Source organism: Streptomyces sp. NPDC006197, from assembly GCF_040613865.1.
Lineage (GTDB): Bacteria > Actinomycetota > Actinomycetes > Streptomycetales > Streptomycetaceae > Streptomyces.
In genome coordinates this window covers 1-20,725 of record NZ_JBEXSZ010000145.1, presented here as the reverse complement: position 1 = coordinate 20,725, position 20,725 = coordinate 1, and the positions used below count along the sequence as shown (strand labels likewise).

Genomic DNA, 20,725 nt, shown 5'->3' with positions numbered 1-20,725 from the left:
GGCGGCAGCAGTGGTGCGATCACCGCCCATGCGGCGTCAGAAATCTCCCCATCCCTCACCATCAGACCAACGATCCGATGATCGGAAAGACACCCCCTAAGGCCTGTCTGACAAAAATCGCGCTGCGGCGGCAGCCATCCTCTGGAAACGCAGGGAACTGCGTGTGGGAAAGTCATGTGTGTGATCAACCAGCATGGCGGCCTGGGCCGCGAACTCGTTTTTGTGGGTGGACTGAGCCCTGCCGACGTCGCACTTCTTCACCGTGAGGCGCTCCGTGTGCTGCGCCCTGGCATCGACGCTGTGCACCTCGACGCCTACAGCGACGATGCCTGGCCACCCGCGGTGTTGAGTTCGTACGAACGCGTGATGTCCCTGGCTCGGGAGGCGGTGGCACGCGGCACTCGCTCCCGGCGTGACGACCTTGGGATGGGCATCGACATCGACGTCCGTGACGACGCGCAGTTCGAACTGTTGCTGGACCTGGCTCCCTACACGATCAACGCCGAAGGCTGGCGAGGGGACCAGATGGTCTTCAGCGCCAGTGACTCGGGGACCTCACTGTGGATGGCCGTCACGCCGGGACAAGAAGCGGAACTCCGGTCCCGGCTGGAAGTGCATGGAATCCCACCGACCGCACTCGCCCTCCAGCCGCCCGGCCGCTGAGACACATTCACCTTATGGGCCCGCGGAGCCAGAGAATGAGACCGGCAAGTTGGACTCCGGCCCGGTACCGAGCCGCGAGCTTGTCGAAACGGGTGGCGATCGCGCGGAACTGCTTGAGGCGGTTGAAGCAGCGTTCGACTACGTTGCGGGCCTTGTAGAGCTCGCGGTCGAAGGCCGGCGGTCTGCCGCCGGCCTTCCCTCGGCGCAGGCGGTTTGCCTTCTGGTCCGCCCGCTCCGGGATCACGGCCTGGATGCCCCGCCTGCGCAGGACCTGGCGGATCGCTCGGGACGAGTACGCCTTGTCCGCGATGACCGCGTTGGGCCTGCGGGGCCGTCCGGCGCCGACCCGGGACACCCTCAGCTCGTCCATGACCGTGTCGAAGACGGTGGAGTCGTTGACGTTGCCCGGCGTGACGACGACGGCCAGGGGCAGGCCCCGGCCGTCGCAGGCGAGGTGGAGCTTGGTGGTCAGCCCGCCGCGGGACCGGCCCAGCGCCTGGCCAGCCGACGGACCTGCCGGATCTTCCAGTTCGTCCCCCGTCGCCGCCCCTTTTTGCGGGCACCGGCGGCATGCTGATGGGCCCGGCTGATCGTGGAATCCACCGACACGGTCCACTCCACGGCTCCGACGGAGTCATCACAGCCCTGGACCTGCTGGAGGAGGCGGCCCCAGGTTCCGTCCGCCTCCCAGCGGGCGAATCGTTCATAGGCCGTCTGCCACGGCCCGTAGCGTTCCGGCAGATCACGCCACGGAGCACCGGTCCGCAACCGCCACAACACCCCGTTGATCACCTGCCGGTGATCCCGCCACGGACGACCACGACCGTCAACACCAGGCAACAGGGGTGTTATCCGCTCCCACGCCGCATCCGTTAGCTCACCTCGACCCACCACAAGATCAATTATCAGACAGTGCCTAGCGGAGACGGGACGACCGGTCCTCTGCCGCCGTCCCGGGCGTGCGCGCTGCGACGACGACCGCCGGCACGATGGCCAGCGCCAGTATGCCGCCGCCCGCGGCCAGGAGGGGATAGCCAACGGCGGTGACGACCAAGCCCGAAGCCACGCCGCCGGTGGCGCCCGCGAGGGAGATGGAGACGTCGACCAGGCCCTGGGTCCTGGCGCGGGTGGCCAACGGGACGGCATGGGTGATGATCGCGGTGCCGCTGACGATGCCGAGGCTCCAGCCCACACCCAGCAGCGCGAGAGCAAGGGCGAGTACGGCGGGGGAACCGCCGGGGGTGCTGGCGGCGACGATCCCCGAGCCCAGCAGGACCAGCGCGGACGCGGCGGCGACCGTGAGCGGGCCGTACCGGTCGACGAGCCACCCGGACAGCGGCGCGGGCAGGTACATCGCCCCGATGTGGATCGCGATGACGAGGCCGGATGCCGCGGCACTGTGACCGTGGTCGTGCATGTGGACCGGCGTCATGGTCATGATCGCGACCATGACCAGCTGGGTGAGGGCCATGATCGACACGCCTGTCGGTACGCCGGGGCGGCGCCCCACGAGCACAGGCCCGGCCCTGCTCCCCGGATCATCCGGACGCGCGGGCGCCACGGCGGCACGTTCCGCCTCCATGGCGCGGGCCAGCAGCAGTGGGTCGGGCCGCAACCAGACGGCCAGCACCAGCGCGGCCGTCGCGTAGGCCGTGCTCGAGAGCAGGAACAGCCCGGCCAGGCGCGGGATTCCGACGGCGTGCGCGAGGCTGCCGAGCGGTGCGGCAAGGTTGGGGCCGACCACGCCGCCCAACGTGGTGGCGGCCAGCACAGTGGACAGGGCCCGGGCGCGGGACTCCGGAGCCGCCAGGTCGGCACCCGCGTACCGGGCCAGCAGGTTCGTGGCCGCGCCGGCGCCGTACACGAACATCGCGACGAAGAGCAGCACGGCGCTGTCGGCGACGGCGGCGGCCACGACGCCCGCGCTGCCGACGGCGCCCGCGAGGTACCCGGCGGCGAGTCCGCCCCTGCGGCCGCGCGCTTGGGAGACCTGCCCGACCGCGACGGCGGCCAACGCGGAACCGGCGATGGACAGGGCGCTGAGCAGGCCGGCCAGGTCGGTGGAGCCGAGCATGTCCTGCGCGAGCAGGGCGCCGACGGTCACGCCCGCCGCGAGTCCGGCGCCACTCAGGATCTGGGCGGCGACCAGGACGCGCAGGGCCCGGCGTTGCGCCTGATCCCGCGGGAGGTGCCCGGGGCGGGCATGCGCGGTCGTCGTCACCGGGTTCCTTCGTCGGCGGCGGCCCGGCCGGACGGTTCCGCCGGGCCGCGGTCGCCGAAGTCCAGGCGGTCGAGCAGTCCGGCGCCGGTGAAGGCGGCGACCAGCGCGTCTCGGCCCTCGGTGAAGTGCTCCCAGCTGTCGTAGTGGACGGGAACCACCCGGCGCGCGCCGAGGATCCGGGCAGCGGCGGCGGCCTGCGCGCTGTCGAGGACGATCAGCGCGTTGTCGAACAGGACGGTGAAGCGGGGAGCCCCGGCGAACAGGATGGCGGTGTCGACGGGGCCGAACCGTGCGGCGATCTCCTTGACCGCGTCGAGCGAGGCGTTGTCCCCGCTGACGTAGACCGTGGGAAGCCCGTCCCCGGTCAGGACGAATCCGACGACCTGACCGGTGACCGGCTCGACGTCCTCGCGCGGGCCGGGCCCGTGGACGGCGGGTACGCCCGTGACGGTGACCGTGCCGCCGCCGGGCCGGTCCAGTTCGGCCGACTCCCAGTCGGCGAGCCCGCGGGCTCCGGCTCCCAGGCGCTTTCCGCCACTCGGTGTCGTGAGGGTCAGCGGGACGTCGGCGAGCAGTGCCCGGCCGGACTCGTCGAGGTTGTCGGGGTGTTCGTCGTGGGAGAGCAGGACCACGTCGATACGGCCGAGGTCGTCTGGCGCGGCGGAGGGCGCCGCCGTCTTGGTCAACTGGCCGCCGGGCACGTGGTATTCGCCGGGTGAGTCGAACGTCGGATCGGTCAGAAATCGCAGCCCGCCGTAGGTGAAGAGGGCGGTCGGGCCGCCGAAGACGCGGACGGGGATCTGCTCGGTGGGCATGCTGGCGCCTGCCATGAAAACCTCACGGATAGAAGTCGGTTGATCCGTGATGAACGCTAGGGGTGTGTCACGGATGAGCGCAAGCACTAACATGAGAAACATGAGCGAGAGCCTGACCGTCGGATCCGCGCTGCCGCCCGCCCCGGGGGCGGACGAATACCTCGCCCTCGACTTCGTCAACAGCGCGATCGCGCTGCCTGGAGGGCACTTCGTCGACTCCCTCGGCACCCCCGAGGACACGAACCGGTGGCTCACCGAGCACGGCCTCGCACCGGCCGACGCCGGGGTGCAGGAGATGTGCGCGACACAGCTGCGCTCGCTGCGCGAGCACATCAGGGCACTGTTCGCCGCCCGCGTCGCGGGGCTGCCTGCCCTGCCTGCGGCACTGTCCGCCGTCAACGACGCCCTCGGCAAAGCCCCCACGGCCGAGCTGCTCTGCTGGGACGACACGAACGGCCCCTACCGCATGGCGCCGTGCCCCACCCACGAGATCCTCGACCGTGCTCTCGCGACCCTGGCCGCCAACACGGCCGACCTCCTCACGAGCCCCGACGCCGCCCGCCTCACCCGATGCGACTCGCCCCCCTGCATCCGCTACCTGCTGCGCCACGGCCGCCGCCACTGGTGCTCCACCCGCTGCGGCGACCGCGCCCGCGCGGCCCGCGCCTACGCCCGACGCACCCAACCGACCGCTGACTGAAGGCTGTTGGGTCGCGCTGCCCCGAGGGACGTGGGCGCCGGTTCGTGTCCGGCGCCGGGGCGGCATTCCCGGCGGCCGCCCTCCGGCTTTCGACGAGGAGGTCTACAAGCGCCGCAACGTCGTGGAACGGTGCTTCAACCGTCTCAAGCAGTGGCGAGGCATCGCCACCCGCTACGACAAGACCGCCCAGTCCTACAAGACGGCCGTCACCCTCGCATCACTCCCGATGTGGGCCTGACACTTTGACGACAACTCCTAGTGGAGGGACTGGTGCTCCTCCACCGGGTGGAGTGGAACGGAAGTGGCGGCCACTCCCCCACCGAGTGGACCCTGCCCGGTGGGCTCCACTCGGTGGGTGGTGTCCGTTTCACCCCTTGACCACCCCTTGACCGCCTGGTTTGTCCGAGCCGGTGGCGTGGGGTCAGCGGGCGGGGCGGGAGCTGGAGGGCGAGGAGGCGAGCCGCCAGTCCGAGGGCTTCTGGGAACGGAACGTCTCCCCGCTCTCGATGCGGGCCTTGTTCCGGGCGAAGGCCAGCTCGGCCGCCGACGGCTTGCGGGGCGCGCACGCGCGGTGCCCCCAGCCGTCGGACAGCTTCGTGATGACCGTGCCCTTGTCGTAGTCCTTGAAGCAGGCCGGACAGGTACCCGGGCGCGCGGCGCGCACCGCGCCGCGTGGCAGCGGCACCGTCTTCTTCGCCGCCGCCTTCTTCGCGGCCGGCTTCTTCGCGGCCGGCTTCCCGCCGCCTGTCTTCTTCGCCGCCTGGGCCTGCTTGGCCGCCGCGCGCTGCGCCTTGCCGGGCCGCTGCTTCGGCTGCTGACCGCGTGCCGCTTTCGCAGCCTTCTGCGCCGGGGTCTGTCCCACAGGCCGGATCGTAGAGGCACCGACCACCTCCGGTCGCGCGCCATCACTCCGATGGTGACGGCGCACCGGCGCACCACCGAGCGCGCGTGGTGCGGTGAGTTGCACACGATGGAACGCACCTCCTTCCCTGGTGGTGCGCACCGAGTGGAGTCCACCCGCACCCGGTGCGCACCACGGTGGGCTCCACTCCCCCGCCCGGTGCGCACCACGGTGTCCGCTCCCGCCCGGTGGAGCGCACCGCGACGCCGGTGCGCCCGATCTCGTCCGCGCCGCGCACCCCGCTCACAGGCTGTGATGGTGCGCGGTACGCCGGGAGGGAGAGATCTCCCCTCCCCCACCGAGCGCCGGGACCCGGTGCGGGCCTTCACCGGGCGGGTAGCAGAGGTGGACAAGGGGGGCGCGACGGGAACTCGTGGGTGGACAAGGGTTGATTCTCCACCCGATGGATCGCACGGGCTCCGGCTGCACACGTGGACAAGGGGGTGCATCGAGCGCACCGCATCCGATGCGCTGTCACCCTCTGTGCGCGCACCGGGTGGAGTGGGCCGCGGGTGGAGTCCACTTCCGTGCGCCCCGCGCGGCGCACCGGTGCGGTGGCCAGGAGCGCACCGCACCGCACCAGTGCGGTGGTCGGGAGCGCACCGCACCATTCGTTGTGCGCCCCGGTGCGCACAACGAACCGCACCGCGCACCGGCTGGTGCGCACCGAGTGGAGTCCACCTGATGTGCACCACCGCGGTCGCACTCTCCAGGTGGGCTCCACTCTCCTCGGCCACCGCCGGTTCTCACCGGGGCGCGGTGGAGTCCGCCGCGCCCCGCTCCTCACCGGCGGCGTCCCCGCGCGGTGCGCCACAGGGACGGCCGGCCCCCGGGGTACTGCCGTGAGCGGGAAGGGCGCCGTACGGGCGGCGGCTTCGGCGGCGGGTAGAGCACCGCACGCAGCCGGGACGCGTCGACGAGCCGCTGGAGGTGCTCCAGGCGCTCCGGGGAGAGATGCGGGACCGGCTGGACTACCGGGACCTCCGTAGTCAGGGGCAGTCCCTTCACCCTCACCCTGCTCCGGTGTCCGGGGGCTGCGGGCACCGGCCGCGTCCCGAGCGGTGCGTCGGCGACATCGTCCGGCGTCCCGTCAGGAGGAATCGGTCCCGTTGCCGACTACGGTCTCATCGTCCGGGTGCCGCTCCCCTGCCCTGGCCGGGCCTGGGGTCCTGCCGATGGTGCTGGTCGGCAGGGGCGGGGACGTCCATGCCGGGTTCCGGGCCGGGCTGCGTCCGCTCGAAGAGCCGTCGGCGGGCATCGGCCTCCAAGGTGAACTTGGCTAGGCGGGCGAGGTTCTCCGGAGTCCGCAGCCACGTCGCCGCGTCGGTCGTCCGGCCGGCCAGGTACTCCTCGGGCATCGCGGCCTGGAGGTGGGCCTGGGTCGCCTCGGCACGCTGCTTCGGGGTGAGGGCGGCTTCCCGGCCGGGATGGTCGGCGGCGTGCGGAGGCGCGGGGTCGTGCTCGCTCTGGTCGTGGTGCCCGGTGAGCACGGTGGTGCCGGTCGCGGCCGGAGCTCCGTCCGGCACGGCGGTGCAGGCGGCGCGGATCGCGTTCTGCACGGCAAGGCTGGCGAGCTGGGCGCGCTCATAGCGGGACGACTCCCGCGGCGGCGTGCCGTCGGTGCCGACGATCCACCACCGCTTCGGCCAGGCAAAGTCGCCCGTGTAGGAGAGCAGCTCCGGCGCTGGATCCGGGCTGCCTTCCTTGATCGGGGTGAGGCGGCGGCCGTGGCGGGCGAGGGCCTTGTCGGCGATGTAGGTGTCCAGGCCGGGGGCGAAGGCGCGGCCGCGCAGGGTCTCCAGCAGGTGCCGGCGGGCCTCGGCCAGGATGTGGTGGCGGTTGAAGACCCGGCGCACGGTGTAGGCGATCGCGGCGACGTCGACGGCCGCGAGCACCGTGTCGACCCGCGGGCTTATCCGGGCCCGGATCGCCGCCCCGGCTGCCCGGCACCGGTCCAGGAGCCCGTCGACCATCTCCTGGCCGAAGCGCCAGATCGCCGAGACCTTCCACCACGCGCGCAGCTGCTCCAGGCACTTGGGTGTCTTCTTGGTCGGGCGGGTGTCCCGCGCCGCCCACCACCCCAGCCCGTGCCGGGCCCGCTCGTCGGGCAGACGCCCGTGGTCCTGCACGTACTGGGCAGTGAGGCCCTCCAGAGCCTGCTCGATGCGCTGGCGGCGGGTGGAGGACCAGTCAATGAGCTCCTGGTCGACGCCGGCGACCTCCATCACGGGGCAGGCCCGGCGTCACCTCACAGGGCACCGTCGCCAGGCCGAGCTCCTCGCAGACCTCGGTGGTCATCGCCAGGGTGTAGAGGGTGCCGGCCGCGACGACGTTGCGCAGCAGACGCCGGGTGTCCAGGGCGTACCAGGAACCGTCCGGGCGCTGGGCCCGGTTCAGGATCAAGCAGTGCGTATGGAGCAAGGGGAACCCGTCTCGGTTCTCGAAGTGCCTGAAGGCCGCGACGACCAGCCCCGGCGGTTTGGCTCGCTCGCGGCCAGAGGACCAGCGGACCTCCGCGACCTCCTCCTCCAGCCACCGCAGCGTCGTCTCGATCGCCCGGTCGTGTGCCGTCTCGATGACCCGCCGCACCGTCTCGTCCCCCAGTGCCCACAGCACGATCAGGGACTCCTGCGCCCGGAAGGTGAAGTCGAAGGCGAGCAGCGGGATCGCGCCCCGCCGCTCGATCTCGTCGAGCGGCCGCCCCAGGACCGTGGCCCGCCGCGCTTCCTGCGGACTGTCGCCGTCGGCCAGGCGCTCGCGCTCGATCCGGTCGGCGTCCGGACGCCGGAGCTCTCCGTACAGCAGCTCCAGCTCCCGCTCGCTGACCACCGAGCCCGCGTTCAGCCCGAGCGCGGCCAGGCCCAGGCCCATCCACCGGCCCGGCGGCAGCCCCGCCAACTGCTGGGCGTCCTTCAGCGGCCGGCCGACCGGGCGGCATCCGTCTCCGAACGCCACACCGCGTATGTAGTAGCGCCACACGTTGCGCCGGGTGATCTTCGCTGCACTCAACATCGCAACAGGCCACACCCGGCACAGCCCGGCTCGAAAGGGCCGATCCCGCCGGGCGGGAGGGTTCACCAAACCCTCACCGCCAGGCCCGCGCGACGGGCCACGACCTCGAGGCTGGGCCCGTTGATGGGGATTCTTGAAAACGGCCAGTCTCGCCCTTCGCCTCACTCGCTCTGGTGCTCAACGAAGTGGGGAGTTTCAGCGTGCGGCTCGGGCCGTCGGGGGCCATCCCGCTCACGGAGTAAGCGAACCGTGTCGAGTCGTCAAGGATCTCTACCGCGGCGCGCTACGCGCTGGGAAAGAACCTCTTCTGACCGAAGCGCTACACGCCAGGCCCCAATGCCCCAGCAGCCAAACACGAGCCCATTTGGTTGGAGTCGGGCGCGGAGGAGTGACTCACTGGGCCAGCCGTCTTCCCTTAGCGAGGGTTTCGATGCTGCGGTGACGACCTCCGAGGCGACCTGAAGCGGCCTCCGACGAAAGGGTGGTGGCGGATTGATCGGAAAACGGATCGCGGGCTATCAGGTGGAGCGCGAAATCGGCCGTGGGGCCAGGTCCCTCGTCTACCTCGCGAAGGATCTGCGGCTGGACCGGGTGGTCGCTCTGAAGCTACTCGCCCCGGAGCTGGCCCGCGACGACACCTTCCGCAAACGCTTCGCGCACGAGTCGCGGGTCGCCGCCTCGATCGATCACCCGCATATCGTGCCGATCTTCGAAGCGGGCGAGACCGACGGCGTCTTGTACATCGCCATGCAGTATGTCCCCGGCCTCGACCTGCGGGCGCTGCTGGACCGGGACGGCCCGCTGCCGGTACCGACCGCCCTGCGTATCGCCGCCCAGGTGGCCTCGGCGCTCGATGCGGCCCATGCGCACGGCCTGGTGCACCGGGACGTCAAGCCCAGCAACATCCTGGTCGCTGCGGGAACCGACAGTGATCACCCCGAGCGCGCCTACGTCACCGACTTCGGGATGTCGAACAAGTCGCTGTCCCTCACGGGCTTCACGACGGTGGGCCAGTTCGTCGGCACGCTCGACTACATGGCACCGGAGCAGATCTCCGGCCGTCTTGTAGACGGCCGGAGCGATCAGTACAGCCTGGCCTGCGTCGTCTACGAAGCCCTTGCCGGAAGGCCGCCGTTCCAGCGCGATGCCGACATGACGCTGGCGTGGGCACACCTGTACGAGCCGCCACCTGCTCTCTCCCCGGCACGTCCCGAAATCGAGCCTGGTGTCGATGCTGTGATGGCCAAGGCGCTGGCCAAGTCTCCTGAGGATCGCTATGCCTCGGGCCAGGAGTTCGTGGCCGAGTTGCGGTCTTTCGCGAGCCCTGGCTACGGGGCACCGGCGCAGCGGCGGCCATCGGCGGCATCCAGGCCGGCCCCGCCCTCGCCTGATGCGGGGACACCGCCCGGGCCACCTTTCGGCGACGATGACGACGAGTGGTGACGCGTGGGTGACATCGCCAGGAGCGCTCTCGGCGGCGCGTGGACGGTGCTGGTGGGATGGCTCTTGCCGACCGCGTTGAACGTGAGCCTCTTCATGGTGGCTGTCTGGCCAAGTCTGCGGGGCACCTCGGGGTCCGTGAGGCTGTGGTCCGAGGGCGTTACTCATCTGTCTGCCGGAGTGCTGGGCGTTTCGGTGCTCCTAGGGCTGGCGCTCTGCGCCCTGCAGAACCCTCTCTACCGCGTGCTGGAGGGTTACGCCCTCTGGCCGAACGCGCTCTACGCGTACGGGTGCGCTCGCCGGCGGCAGGCGAAGCAGGATCTGCAGGACCGCCTCGCGCTGATCAGGCTGGAGCGCCAGGAGCGGGAGGGCCGGCTGGCACAGGATGGCGCCGCCCGGTTGACGGCCTTGCGGGCCAATCCGCGGATCGCTCGGTCCGCCCGCAAGGACCGGCGGCGTACGGCTGTGCAACGTGCGCTGCTCCGAGAACGCCTCGCTCGCTACCCCGTCGACGACGCGCAGTTGGCACCCACGAAGCTGGGCAATGCCATCCGGCGCTTCGAGGAGTACGGCTACGACCGGTTCCGCCTCGACACCCAGGTGATGTGGAACGAACTGACCGGGAACGCGCCGGAGCAGGTCCGCCGACAGGTCGATCTCGCCCGCGCGAATGTCGACTTCTTCGTGGCGCTGCTCTACGGCCACTGCGCCGTCGCCCTCTGCGCGGCAGCAGCCCTGGCCACGGCTGGACCCGATATCCCGCTGCTGATCACGGCCATTGCCGTGCCAGGCTTGCTGATTCCGGTGTGGTACCGCGCGGCCGTGTCGGCAACCGACGAATGGTCTGCGGCTGTGAGAGCACTCGTGAACACAGGACGTAAACCGCTCGCCGAATCCCTCGGCCTCCTTCTACCGGGCGAGTTGTCCCGTGAACGCGAGATGTGGGCGCTGGTATCCAAGATGTCGCGGTTGCCGCATCACGAACGTGCCGCGGGACTGGACACCTTCCGAGAGAAGACGCCCGAAAGTTCACCGACGCTGGTTGGGGACAGCGGCGCCAGCCAGAACGCGACGTAGCCTGAACCACCACGACACTCAGGCCCCTGGCTGTGCTGAGGACGGCAGGAGCGGTGCGAGACCGTCGCTCACGGGCACGCTGTCGCAGAGTGTGAGCCAGAACCGGAACTTGGCCAGAACCACCTGGAGCCGTCCGTCGACCAGGCGGCCACCCCCTTGTGTCGTCCCGTCCCAGGTCAGGCCTCGTATGGATGGGGAGATCCATCGAGCAGGTGTGGGGCCCCCAGAACAGGGGGTGGGGATTTTCAGGGGTCTGACCGGAATTCCGTGAAGGGGGCATCGTGGATGCCCACCGGAAAGCGTCCCGCTCCCACGAGCGGTCTGCTATCAGTCGATCATGACTGATGACACTCTCGAGCCGATGGAACGCCTGATCGCCGAGCGGGCCTGTGAACGGCTGATCGTCGAGTTCGTCCACCGGCTCGACCTCGGAGACCCGAGCTCGGTGGCGGACTTGTTCACGCCTGACGGGGTGTGGCAATGGCCGGCTGGTGAGCGCCGCATAGCGGGCCGCGATGCCCTTCGTGACTACTTCGGCGGTCGGCCCGCCGATCGGCTGTCGCGTCGTATGTGCACCAACATCCTGGTCACCGTGACCTCCGCGGAGACGGCCACTGCCACCACCTACTTCGCCACCTACCGGGTCGACGGTTACTCCGAGGGCATGGTGCCGCCCCGGCCCCCCGCGCAAGTGGGGCATTACGAAGACACGTTCCGCAGAGTGGACGGCGTGTGGCAGCTGACCACCCGGACACTGTTCCTGTCCTTCGCCGGTCCTACGGAACACCTCGCTCATCCAGGCCGGTCGTGACGCCGAGGTACCGGAATCCGGACTCCTGGGGTTCACAGACAGGGGCAGCTGATCCGCAGACCTTCACGGAATCGCGGCCAGAGCCATTTTCAAGGAGCCCTATCACCGTAGGGCGGGCGCTGTCCGTCGTACCCGCACCCCTCTTCAATGCCAGGCAAATGCTGCGCGGCCACCAGTACCTCACCGAGTACGGGACCCAGGAGCGGTCGTCAAGAAGAAGGTCGACGAGCACGAGACAGTAACCCGTAGGGGTGTGCACTCTCCCGCGCATGAACAAGCACAGGTACGGAGACCCCTGCCCCCTCTGCCACGCCCTGCTGTTCCTGACCGTGCGGCAGATACCCAACGGGCAGTTCCCCTTTCCCAACGAACGGGTCATCGGTCGCAGCTGCTCCACGTGTGAGGCCATCCGGCTTCAGCAGTGGAAGGAGGCGATGACGACTCTCTACGGCTTCATGTAAGGACACCGTCCGAACGCCTCGCACCCAACGCCGCCAGGTCCTCACCTCACGAAGGAGCCCGTTCCGCATCAGGTAGCCACAGCTCTACCTCGAACCGACACCTACCGCCCCCGGCCACCTCGGCCGGGGGCTTCGTCGTGCTGTCCGGAGGAACACCGTGCCCACGTACGAGACCACGCCACGCTTCACTGCCGACCTGGACCGCCCCACCCCTCGCCCAGCGCCAACGCTTCCGCCGCGCCATCTTCAAGGCATTCATCCCCGACCTGCGCACCGGATGTCCCTTCCGCCCCGGACTGCGGATCAAGGGAGTCCGCGTCGCCTCAGGGATCTACGAGCTCACCTGGGCGCCGGACGGGCGTGCCACGTGGTCCTACGGCCGAGCGAGGATCGCCGGCGAACAGCACATCGTCTGGCGCCGTATCGGGACCCACGAGATCCTGGCCCGGCCCTGAGGGCGACACGTCCGTACGAGGCCGGAGTCTCGGCGCTGACCCCTAGGTTGCCGGGCTGCGGTGATGAGCTGGCAGGGCCTGTGCAAGCCAGTCGGGCGCAGCGCCTGCTGCGACCAGCCGTCCGTACTCGCGCGTGATGTCGTAGCTGGCGCGGGTGCGCCTGAAGTGGAGCATGATCTCGTCGCGGCGGCCGCCGCCTGTGTCGAGGGTGAACCAGCAGTTTCGTTCCGCTCCCCCGTCGCAGTCGCATTGCTTGCATTCGCAGTGGTCGCGGGTGCTCTGGATCGCCAGTCCCCACCTCGGATCGGTCAGGTGCTTGATGAGCTGGTCGTGGTTCACCGGGACGCCGTGTTCGTAGCGCAGTTCGAACTTCCAGCCCAGACCGTGCCGCCAGTACCGGATGCGGAACGGCTTGGTCACCGTGTGGAAGAGGGCGATCCGGCGGAGCAGACCGCTTGCGATCCAGGCCCTGTCTGCTTGCTCCTTCCACCAGGTGGAGTTGGCGGCGAGGTAGGTGGCTTCGAATGGGGTCAGCGTGGGCGCGTCCCGCAGGGGGACGCGGTTGTCATCACGGCAGGAGGACCGGCGACGGGTGAGGGTGTTCCGCCACCACGCGAGGGGCGGTCCGGTGAGGGTGACGCGAGCATTGGTACCGGCGAGGCTGAGGTGGAGGCCGCTGGAGTCGATTTCGAGGAGCCGGACACCGGCGATACCTCCTGGTGTCAGCTCTTCTTCCTCGTCGGGTCCTGTGTATTGGGTGGGCAGGAGGGCCTCGAGGCAGTGCCTCGGCAGGGAGTGCTTGGGGCCGAGTCTGCGGTCCACCTCGACAACCAAGTGGTCTGCGCTCGGACGGACGTGGGCGACGCCGGCGGGGTGGGCGCAGTAGTCGATGGTGCCGCCCAGGCGCTCGAACACGGCGGCCTCCAAGCGGGCCTGGTCCCGGTTCGCGGCGGGCACCGGTTCTTGCCCGTGGGCGGTTTGGAGGTGCTGAAGGCTAGCCTGGTGCCCGATGCCGGTACAGCGGGAGTGGTAGCGGGCCTTCTGCGTGAGGGTGTCTCCGTGGCTCACCAGGGTTCCTGATATGCGTACCGTCCGACCCCGGTGCGCACAGGCAGGTGTGAGCACGTCTCGTGGTGTGGTGCGTGTCTGCCGGTCGGGGCCTGGCTCCTTCGCATCCGCCAGCGCGCGGGGCGGGGCGTCTGGTCAGAGAGCGCCCTGCGGATGCCGGCCCACCGGGGAGGGCCGCCCACGATTCTGCCGTGAAACTGCGGTGAGGGACCAGCTACAGACCTGAGGGAGCGGAGAAACCCCCGATCGGGTGATGCGATAAGGGATGAAGGCGGAGGCGATCTGGTCGGTCACCGGTAGCTCTGGAAGTTTGCAGCCTGCGAGGGGCGGGGTCCACGGCGTACAGGGTTACGGCGATGATGGAGGGATGAGCACGTCTCGTCCGATGCTGAACCAGCGTGAGGCCGCCGCCGCGTGCGGGGTCAGCCGCTCCACGATCCGCCGGCGCCGTGAGGCCGGGCTGCTGCCCAGGTCGGTGGAGGACCCGGAGCGTGGCTGGCTGATCCCGGTCGAGGCACTCCTTGCCGCCGGGTTCACCCTGAACGCCCCCGCCCCTCCCGACGCCCCGCCCTCCCCGGCAGGTAGCAGCTCCGAGGAGCCGGTCACCGGGACGGCCGCCGAGCTGCGGACGGAGCTCGAACGGCTGCGCCATCAGCACGCCCTGGAGCTCGCCGAGGCCCGGCACGGCCAGGCACTCGCGGAGAGCGAAGCGACCCACCTGCGGGCGCAGCTCGACGCCCGGGCGGAGCACATGGTGACCTCCAGCGGGCGCTGCAGGCGCTGATGCCCGCCCCGGTGCGGCCGGCGATCCCGCAGCCGCCGTCGTGGCCCACTCCGGCAGGCCAGGCGCCGGGGCAGCAGCCGGTCCCCGGCGACCTCGGCTAGCGGACGTACGACCGCTGACCGCCCGGCCCGACCACAGCGCGGCCGGACGGGTCGGTTCGTCAGCCCCCGCCTGCATGGGCTGTCCTTCGCTATGGGGCGGGTTAGGGCCTGTCCGGCGGATCATGTGACTTCTCACGCTCCGGGCTCGTTGGCGTGTCCATAGGGCGTGGAGATCTCACGAACGAGGGATGGGCCCGGCTGAAGCCGCATCTGCCCAAGTCCGGGCAGCGCGGTGGGCGTTGGGCCAGTCACCGCAGGATCATCAACGGCATCCTGTACCGGAACCGGACTGGGGTGCCGTGGCGAGATCTGCCTGCACGGTTCGGCAAGTGGAAGACCGTGTACGAGAGGCACAGACACTGGTCGGCGGACGGCATGTGGGACAAGATCTACGCAGCCGTCCTGGCCGACGCGGATGCCCAGGGCCGCATCGACTGGTCCATGGTGAGCGTGGACTCCACCACCTGCCGGGCCCACCAGCACGCCGCCGGAGCACGCAAGAAGCCACCGCGGGCGCCGGGAAAAGACACATGCCCCGGCAGCACCGCCCCGACGAGGGACTCGGACGTTCCCGGGGCGGCCTCACCTGCAAGATTCACCTCGCAGGAGAGGGCGGGCGCCGCCCCCTGGCCCTGCTGATCGCCCCGGGCCAGTGGGGCGACGCCCCGCAGCTCATCCCCGTCATGGAACGCATCCGCGTCGGCCGGCTCGGCGGCGGACGCCCCCGCACCCGACCTGACCACCTCGGCGGCGACAAGGCCTATTCCCCCGGCGTAACCGCCACTACCTGCGCAGACGGCAGATCAAGCACACCATCCCCGGGCCGAAGAACCAGCGGGCAAACCGCCAGCGCCGCGGCAGCAAGGGCGGACGGCCCGCAGGCTTCGACAGGACGGCCTACAAGCGCAGAAACGAAGTCGAGCGGACGATCAACGCACTCAAGAACTTCCGGGCCGTGGCCACGAGGCTCGACAAGCGGGCCTATGTCTTCCAGGGCACCGTGACCGTCGCAGCGATCCGGCTCTGGCTCCGGGGGTAGATCCATTATCCCTGTGCGGCGAGGCGCCTGTCACCGTTCTCCGGAATGATCTTTACATCCGATTTGCACCTCTAGGCTTGCGGGCGGACACAAAGCACGGATCTGACCTGGGAGTTGAGAGTTGCGCACGACGTTGCCGCGCTGGCGGTGGAACTCACGGACATGGCTGCGGCCGATCACCAGTCCGCGGTCCGCGCGAACAGCGATGACCCCGCCGACCAGCTGGCGTGGCGACGGCTGACCGCCCGGCACGGTGACCGGCTCGGCGAGATCATGGACGAGTACGGCTGGCCGACGGCGGAACTGGTCGGCGAGGAGGCCGCACGGGCGGCATGGCTGATCGCTCAGCACGCCGACCGGCAGCTCGACGTTCAGCGTCGTGCCCTCCATTTGATGCAGCAGGCGGTCTCGGCAGGCTCGGCCAGCCCGCGCGAGCTGGCCTTTCTGCGCGACCGCACGCTGGTCAATGAGGGCCGCAAGCAGGTCTTCGGCACTCAGATCGCCGGCGTGAAGGACGGGTCACCGGTTCCGTGGCCCTGCGAAGAGCCCGAGCGCATGAACGAGCTCCGTGCGGAAGTCGGCATCGAGCCCTTCGACGAGTACGTCGCCAAGTTCTCCATGGCGTGACGCCCCTCTTCCCAGTCGCGTCCGGTGGATCATTGCCCGGGCTCACCTGCCGCGGGCCGATGAGCCGCCGGACAGGCCCTAGTAGTCGACGAGCGCACCCGGGCAGCCCTCGGCAAGCGTCTGGTGGGCGTCGGCCTCGGCCGGGTCGATGCTGAGGTTCCAGCGGAGCTTGGTGGCGGTCCACTCGGTGGCGTACCGGCACAGAGAGCTCGGAGCCGGAGGAAGCCACTGGGCAGGGGCCTGGTCAGCCTTGCCCCGATTGGAGCGGGCGGTGACGGCAATCAGGGAGGCGGCAGCGCCTTGGTCATTGGCGTGCACCTCACGACGGGCAGGGCTCCATGGGATCTGTTCAGCTGGCAGGGAGCGTCATTCCAAAGGTGCGATCTCGCCGAGAGCCGGCGCCCACCGCTTTGGCTTTGCACCTGTCGCGGTCCGGGCGTCGTGATCGATTCCGTCGAAGGTGTCAGTGCTGCCCGGCATAGTGCCAGTCATGATCAACGACTTGGAGAGCATCGACTGGGCGTCCTTGGGGCACGCCTACGGAGCCGCCGACGACGTGCCGGGATGGCTGCGCGACATGGTCTCGCCCGACCCTGACGTACGGGAGAAGGCGTTCGGCAATTTCTACAGTGCAGCGCTGCATCAAGGGAGCGTGTATTCGAGCACGGTGGCCAGCCTGCCGTTCCTGTTCGCCATGGCCCACGACCCTGCGACTCCTGACCGCGGGGAAGTCGTCGCGCTACTGCTCGGCATCGGGCGGGAAGCGGTCGACGCCGAAGAGATCTACGCCGTCATCTGGGGCGAAGATGGTGAAGAGTCCACGATCTACCCGGACACCGCACGCCTGATGCGCGAGCACGCTGACGCCTTCGTCGCCTATGCCTGCGACCCCGACCCACGGGTACGCAGGGCCTCGATCGAGGGCCTGGGGCTCTTCCTGGACGACGCCGAACGGGCGGTGGCGCTCCTGCAAGACCGCCTCGTGGGAGAGAGCGGGGCTGCTGAGCGAGGACTGGTGGTGCGGACGATGGCCGACCTGGCGCTTCGCCTGCCTGCGGCTGTTACGCCGGCGCGGGCGTGGCTGGACGCGTTGGCCGACAGCGATACGACCGATCCGGACACCCGACTGGCGGCCCTCGTCCACCGGGCCCGCTGCGTTCCCGACGCCATCGACGACCAGACGGCGCCAACCGCGATCGAACTGCTCCGCCAGATCACCCCCGCGCCCCGGCCCAAGGAGGACGAGGCTCAGAGTGGCCCGGAGCCGTCCCGCCCGTGTGCGTGCGAGGCCGAGCCCGAACCCGAACCGAACGTCCCCGGGCACATCGCGGCCGCCTTCGCCGACCTCGAACGGCACGGACGCGTCCACGCTGCCACCACCCCCTTGCTGATGGCCTTCCACACGGCCCTGGGCACCCGTCTCGAGGACCGAACGGCTCTGCTCGCCGAGCAGCTGCGCAGCCCGGATCCGGGCACCCGGTACGACGCCATCGACATGGCACGCAGTCTGATCACCTCGTTGCGGGGCGGTCACACCGCTTTGGTGCGGCTCATCGGCGACTGCCTGCTGCCGGACGATGCCTACACTGCTGCGGCCGCGGCCGAGGCGCTCGCCTCCCTCCACTCCCTCGCCGAACCGGCCCGCGAAGCCCTCGCCGCCTACGTCACCGCCCACCGGCCGGATGCGTGGGCCAGTGGGCACCGTGCCGTGCGCCGTGCCCATCAGCAGGCGGTCGTGGCGCTGGCCGGGCTCAAGGACGAGCGTGCCCTGCCCAGCCTGCTGACCGCGCTGGACACCGACACCGATGCCTGGCGCGCCCTGGGCGCGGTCGGCCATCTGCCCCAGTGCGCCGCGGAACTCACGCCCCGGCTGATCCGCCGCCTCGCCGGCGTCGACCGCTCCCGGGAATGGCCCGATGTCAGCCCTGAGACGCTCGCCTCCGCCCTCGCCAAGCTCGGAGATCCGGCAGCCGTACCCGCACTCACCGAGACCGTCCAAGCCGCCGTCCGGCACCAGCAAGAACGCACCGCGGAGCCTGTCCTGAAGGCACTCGCGTCGTTCGGTCCCCGCGCCGCATCCGCCCTGGACGTCGTCCGCCCCCTCACCGACGCGGACGACCTCTCCCTCCGCACCGCCGCGGCGGGCGCCGTCTGGGAACTCGAACGCCGTCCCGAGAACGTCGTGCCGCTGCTGGAACGCCTCCTTGACGACCACCGGAACTTCGACGCGATCGACCTCGCCGGCCGGATCGGCCCGGGCTCCGCAGCAGTACTGCCACGCCTGCGGCAGATCCTGAGCGAGCGGGTCGAGCAGAACGCACGCAACGAGCAGAACGGCTCGGCCGTGCTGAACGACTCGTGGACCCTCGTCCACGTCGCCTCAGCCCTGTGGGACATAGCCGGCACGAGCGAGGCCGGCACCGTTGTGCCGGCGCTGCTGGCCGCCTGGAAGGACAACGATTCCACCGCACGCGACGTCGTCGCCTGCCTGGACCGCATGGGCCCGGCCGCACGCCCCGCCCTGCCCCAGATCCAGGCAGCCCTTGAGCAACCCCATCGCGGCGACCAGCGGTGGTCAGGCACCGTCGCTTTCGACCTCGAGGTCGATCACACCTGCCGTGCCGTCCTGACCCGCCTGCGAAACCTCCCGGCCCACGCGCCGGACGGAAACGAGAAGTAGGCCCGATGTGGGTGATCATCGTCCGCGGTAGCCGGAGCGGATGAGTTCGTCGGCGGCCTGGCGGCGGTCGCCGGCTGCCGTCTTGGAGATGTTGAGCTGGGTGGCGATCTCGTCGAGCGAGACCGCGTACATGTCCGGGTGAGCAGGCCGCTGGTCGGCCGGAAGTTCGGCGTGGGCGGCGAGGATCATCCGGGCGACGCGTCGTTCGCCGCGTTCGCGGGCGCTGAGCCGGGCTTCGTCCTCGGCTTCCTGGGCGGCAAGCTCGGCGCGGGCGGCGGCTTCTCGCGCGGCGGCCGCAGCCGCCGTGTCCTCGGCGGTGCGCCGTTCGGCTTGGCGGTGCGCGACGTGTTCGGCTTCGGCCTGGTCGGCGGCGTCCTGCGCGCACGGTCCGCACAGCCGGTCCCGCTCGCCGGGTCAAAAGGAGCGCCGGATCACCTCCCGCCGGTGCTACTGCTGGGGCAATCAGGTGAGTCAGGCGTTCGCTCCGTAGCCGGCCGCACTCCGAGGCGTTGTCCGTTCAGCAGTCCCGAACCAGATCCGCGGCGCATCGACGCATCCCCCATGAATAGCGCAGCGGATATGCACAGAGCAGGAGAACACCATGGGCAATCAAGGGTTGAAGTGGAGGATGTCCTCCCTTCTCACCCTCGCGGGGCTCGGCATCGCACTGCCGTTCGCCGTCGGCATCACCCCTGCATATGCGCAGGGGCCACAGCTGGAGGTCACTAAGACCCACAACGAGCCCACCTTCCCCCGCGGGGGAAGCGGCGATTACACCATCACAGTGACCAACACCGGCACGGAGGCGTACAACGACCAGGTAACCCTCTCCGAGACCCTGCCCACCGGGATTCTCGCGCATGACGTTGTCGCTCCCGCCGGATGGTCCTGCCAGATCGAACCGAACTCCACGTACTTCGAGTGCGTGAATTCGGGGCCGATTCTTCCGGACTCCACGCACACCTTCATCCTCCGCGTCGATGTGCTCCCCGACTCGCCGTGCTCCGTCACCAACACCGTGGAACTCCTCGACGCCAACAGAGACCGGATTACCGGGGCCGCGGACCCCACCACCATCACCGGTGGAGAATGCGCGCCCGGTCAGAACCCGCTCTTGTCCATCAGCAAGTCGCACACCGGCAACGTCACCCAGGGCGGAACTGCGACCTACACAATCTCTGTGTCCAACGCCGCCAACGCCCAGCCGACCAGCGGCACGGTCACCGTCACGGACAACATGCCCGAGGGCATCACCCCCACGGCTGCGTCCGGAGCCGGCTGGGACTGCTCCGTCTCCGGGCAGACGGCAACCTGCACTCGCAACGACGCGCTGGCGGCAGGCGCCAGCTACCCTCCGATCACCGTCACCGCCAACGTCGCCGCCAGTGACGCCTGCACTTTCGGCAACACGGCCACCGTCTCCGGCGGCGGCAGCGCCTCAGTTTCAGACAGCGACGAGACCACCGTCACCGGCGGGACCTGCACCCCCGCTCAGAACCCCGCTCTGTCCGTCAACAAGTCCCACACGGGTAACTTCACCCAGGGCGGGACCGGCACCTACGCGATCGATGTAGCCAACGCCGCCAACGCCGGCCCGACCAGTGGCACGGTCACGGTCACGGACACCCTGCCCACCGGCGTCACCCCCACCGCCGCGTCCGGAACCGGCTGGAACTGCTCCATCTCCGGGCAGACCGTGACCTGCACACGCAGCGACGCGCTGGCGGCAGGCGCCGGCTACCCCACGATCACCGTCACCACCAACGTGACCACCGGCGCGCCCTGCACCTTCAGCAACACGGCCACCGTCTCCGGCGGCGGCAGCCCGTCGGCCTCCGACAACGACCCGACCACCGTCACCGGCGGAACC

The 20,725-nt window shown here is 70.1% G+C and carries 18 protein-coding genes and 3 pseudogenes; 12 read left to right on the top strand and 9 right to left on the bottom strand.

Going from position 1 to position 20,725, the window contains the following annotated elements:
* Nucleotides 1-180: 180 nt before the first annotated feature.
* Entirely contained in the window at nt 181-663 is a 483-nt protein-coding gene (locus ABZ318_RS32275; protein ID WP_356905987.1) for a hypothetical protein, read from the top strand.
* A 7-nt stretch (nt 664-670) separates the two neighbouring features.
* On the opposite strand, the gene ABZ318_RS32270 is transcribed toward ABZ318_RS32275, so the two are convergent.
* The 3 genes from ABZ318_RS32270 to ABZ318_RS32260 all read right to left on the bottom strand — a co-directional run bounded on the left by ABZ318_RS32270 (nt 671) and on the right by ABZ318_RS32260 (nt 3,714).
* Nucleotides 671-1,557, bottom strand: a protein-coding gene (locus tag ABZ318_RS32270; RefSeq protein ID WP_356905986.1) for an IS5 family transposase whose coding sequence is annotated in 2 segments (ribosomal slippage) — nt 671-1,209 and nt 1,209-1,557 — 888 coding nt in all. Because the reading frame shifts where the segments join, the coding sequence is not laid out codon by codon here.
* A gap of 22 nt (nt 1,558-1,579) precedes the next feature.
* Nucleotides 1,580-2,884, bottom strand: a complete 1,305-nt coding sequence (locus tag ABZ318_RS32265; protein WP_356905985.1) for an MFS transporter — start codon at nt 2,882-2,884, stop codon at nt 1,580-1,582.
* Complete coding sequence (locus tag ABZ318_RS32260) at nt 2,881-3,714, bottom strand: MBL fold metallo-hydrolase (protein WP_356905984.1); 834 nt, start codon at nt 3,712-3,714, stop codon at nt 2,881-2,883. The genes ABZ318_RS32265 and ABZ318_RS32260 overlap by 4 nt, the downstream gene beginning before the upstream one ends.
* Nucleotides 3,715-3,799: 85 nt before the next feature.
* On the opposite strand from ABZ318_RS32260, the gene ABZ318_RS32255 reads away from it, so the two are divergent.
* Both ABZ318_RS32255 and ABZ318_RS32250 read left to right on the top strand, forming a co-directional pair.
* The gene (locus ABZ318_RS32255; protein ID WP_356905983.1) at nt 3,800-4,399 is read left to right on the top strand and encodes an ABATE domain-containing protein; all 600 of its coding nucleotides are present in this window, start codon (nt 3,800-3,802) and stop codon (nt 4,397-4,399) included.
* A gap of 70 nt (nt 4,400-4,469) precedes the next feature.
* Nucleotides 4,470-4,637 (top strand): annotated as a pseudogene (locus ABZ318_RS32250) (transposase); the annotation flags it as partial.
* Between the two features lie 183 nt (nt 4,638-4,820).
* Here the strand turns inward: ABZ318_RS32250 and ABZ318_RS32245 are convergent.
* The 3 genes from ABZ318_RS32245 to mobF all read right to left on the bottom strand — a co-directional run bounded on the left by ABZ318_RS32245 (nt 4,821) and on the right by mobF (nt 8,312).
* Entirely contained in the window at nt 4,821-5,261 is a 441-nt protein-coding gene (locus ABZ318_RS32245; RefSeq protein WP_356905982.1) for a hypothetical protein, read from the bottom strand.
* A gap of 1,163 nt (nt 5,262-6,424) precedes the next feature.
* Nucleotides 6,425-7,525, bottom strand: a complete 1,101-nt coding sequence (locus ABZ318_RS32240) for a relaxase domain-containing protein (protein ID WP_356905988.1) — start codon at nt 7,523-7,525, stop codon at nt 6,425-6,427.
* Nucleotides 7,491-8,312: a MobF family relaxase gene (gene mobF / locus ABZ318_RS32235; protein ID WP_356905981.1), complete on the bottom strand. Its 822-nt coding sequence runs from the start codon at nt 8,310-8,312 to the stop codon at nt 7,491-7,493. Before mobF ends, ABZ318_RS32240 begins: the two co-directional genes overlap by 35 nt.
* A gap of 492 nt (nt 8,313-8,804) precedes the next feature.
* Between mobF and ABZ318_RS32230 the strand changes: the two genes are divergently transcribed.
* The 4 genes from ABZ318_RS32230 (at nt 8,805) to ABZ318_RS32215 (ending at nt 12,101) form a co-directional block, all read left to right on the top strand.
* Nucleotides 8,805-9,755 (top strand): serine/threonine-protein kinase, encoded by a 951-nt coding sequence (locus ABZ318_RS32230; RefSeq protein ID WP_356905980.1) that lies wholly within the window; start codon nt 8,805-8,807, stop codon nt 9,753-9,755.
* Between the two features lie 3 nt (nt 9,756-9,758).
* A complete protein-coding gene (locus ABZ318_RS32225; protein ID WP_356905979.1) occupies nt 9,759-10,829 on the top strand; it encodes a hypothetical protein in 1,071 nt (356 codons plus the stop codon).
* A 337-nt stretch (nt 10,830-11,166) separates the two neighbouring features.
* Nucleotides 11,167-11,640: a nuclear transport factor 2 family protein gene (locus ABZ318_RS32220; RefSeq protein WP_356905978.1), complete on the top strand. Its 474-nt coding sequence runs from the start codon at nt 11,167-11,169 to the stop codon at nt 11,638-11,640.
* Nucleotides 11,641-11,909: 269 nt separating this feature from the next.
* Nucleotides 11,910-12,101, top strand: a complete 192-nt coding sequence (locus ABZ318_RS32215; protein WP_356905977.1) for a hypothetical protein — start codon at nt 11,910-11,912, stop codon at nt 12,099-12,101.
* Nucleotides 12,102-12,598: 497 nt separating this feature from the next.
* On the opposite strand, the gene ABZ318_RS32210 is transcribed toward ABZ318_RS32215, so the two are convergent.
* Entirely contained in the window at nt 12,599-13,624 is a 1,026-nt protein-coding gene (locus ABZ318_RS32210) for a hypothetical protein (RefSeq protein ID WP_356905976.1), read from the bottom strand.
* A gap of 367 nt (nt 13,625-13,991) precedes the next feature.
* On the opposite strand from ABZ318_RS32210, the gene ABZ318_RS32205 reads away from it, so the two are divergent.
* The 3 genes and pseudogenes from ABZ318_RS32205 to ABZ318_RS32195 all read left to right on the top strand — a co-directional run bounded on the left by ABZ318_RS32205 (nt 13,992) and on the right by ABZ318_RS32195 (nt 16,175).
* Nucleotides 13,992-14,408 (top strand): helix-turn-helix domain-containing protein, encoded by a 417-nt coding sequence (locus tag ABZ318_RS32205; RefSeq protein ID WP_356905975.1) that lies wholly within the window; start codon nt 13,992-13,994, stop codon nt 14,406-14,408.
* A gap of 260 nt (nt 14,409-14,668) precedes the next feature.
* A pseudogene (locus tag ABZ318_RS32200) lies at nt 14,669-15,548 on the top strand (IS5 family transposase).
* A gap of 162 nt (nt 15,549-15,710) precedes the next feature.
* A complete protein-coding gene (locus tag ABZ318_RS32195) occupies nt 15,711-16,175 on the top strand; it encodes a DUF6624 domain-containing protein (protein WP_356905974.1) in 465 nt (154 codons plus the stop codon).
* Between the two features lie 78 nt (nt 16,176-16,253).
* Here ABZ318_RS32195 and ABZ318_RS32190 read toward each other — a convergent pair.
* A pseudogene (locus ABZ318_RS32190) lies at nt 16,254-16,514 on the bottom strand (HNH endonuclease); the annotation flags it as partial.
* A 127-nt stretch (nt 16,515-16,641) separates the two neighbouring features.
* On the opposite strand from ABZ318_RS32190, the gene ABZ318_RS32185 reads away from it, so the two are divergent.
* Nucleotides 16,642-18,855, top strand: coding sequence for a HEAT repeat domain-containing protein (locus ABZ318_RS32185; protein ID WP_356905973.1), 2,214 nt, complete (start codon nt 16,642-16,644; stop codon nt 18,853-18,855).
* Between the two features lie 15 nt (nt 18,856-18,870).
* On the opposite strand, the gene ABZ318_RS32180 is transcribed toward ABZ318_RS32185, so the two are convergent.
* Nucleotides 18,871-19,044 carry a hypothetical protein gene (locus ABZ318_RS32180; protein ID WP_356905972.1) on the bottom strand — a complete coding sequence of 58 codons (174 nt, stop codon included), beginning with the start codon at nt 19,042-19,044 and terminating at the stop codon, nt 18,871-18,873.
* A gap of 412 nt (nt 19,045-19,456) precedes the next feature.
* Between ABZ318_RS32180 and ABZ318_RS32175 the strand changes: the two genes are divergently transcribed.
* Nucleotides 19,457-20,725 (top strand): hypothetical protein (locus ABZ318_RS32175; protein ID WP_356905971.1); only part of this gene is annotated, 1,269 nt, incomplete at its 3' end.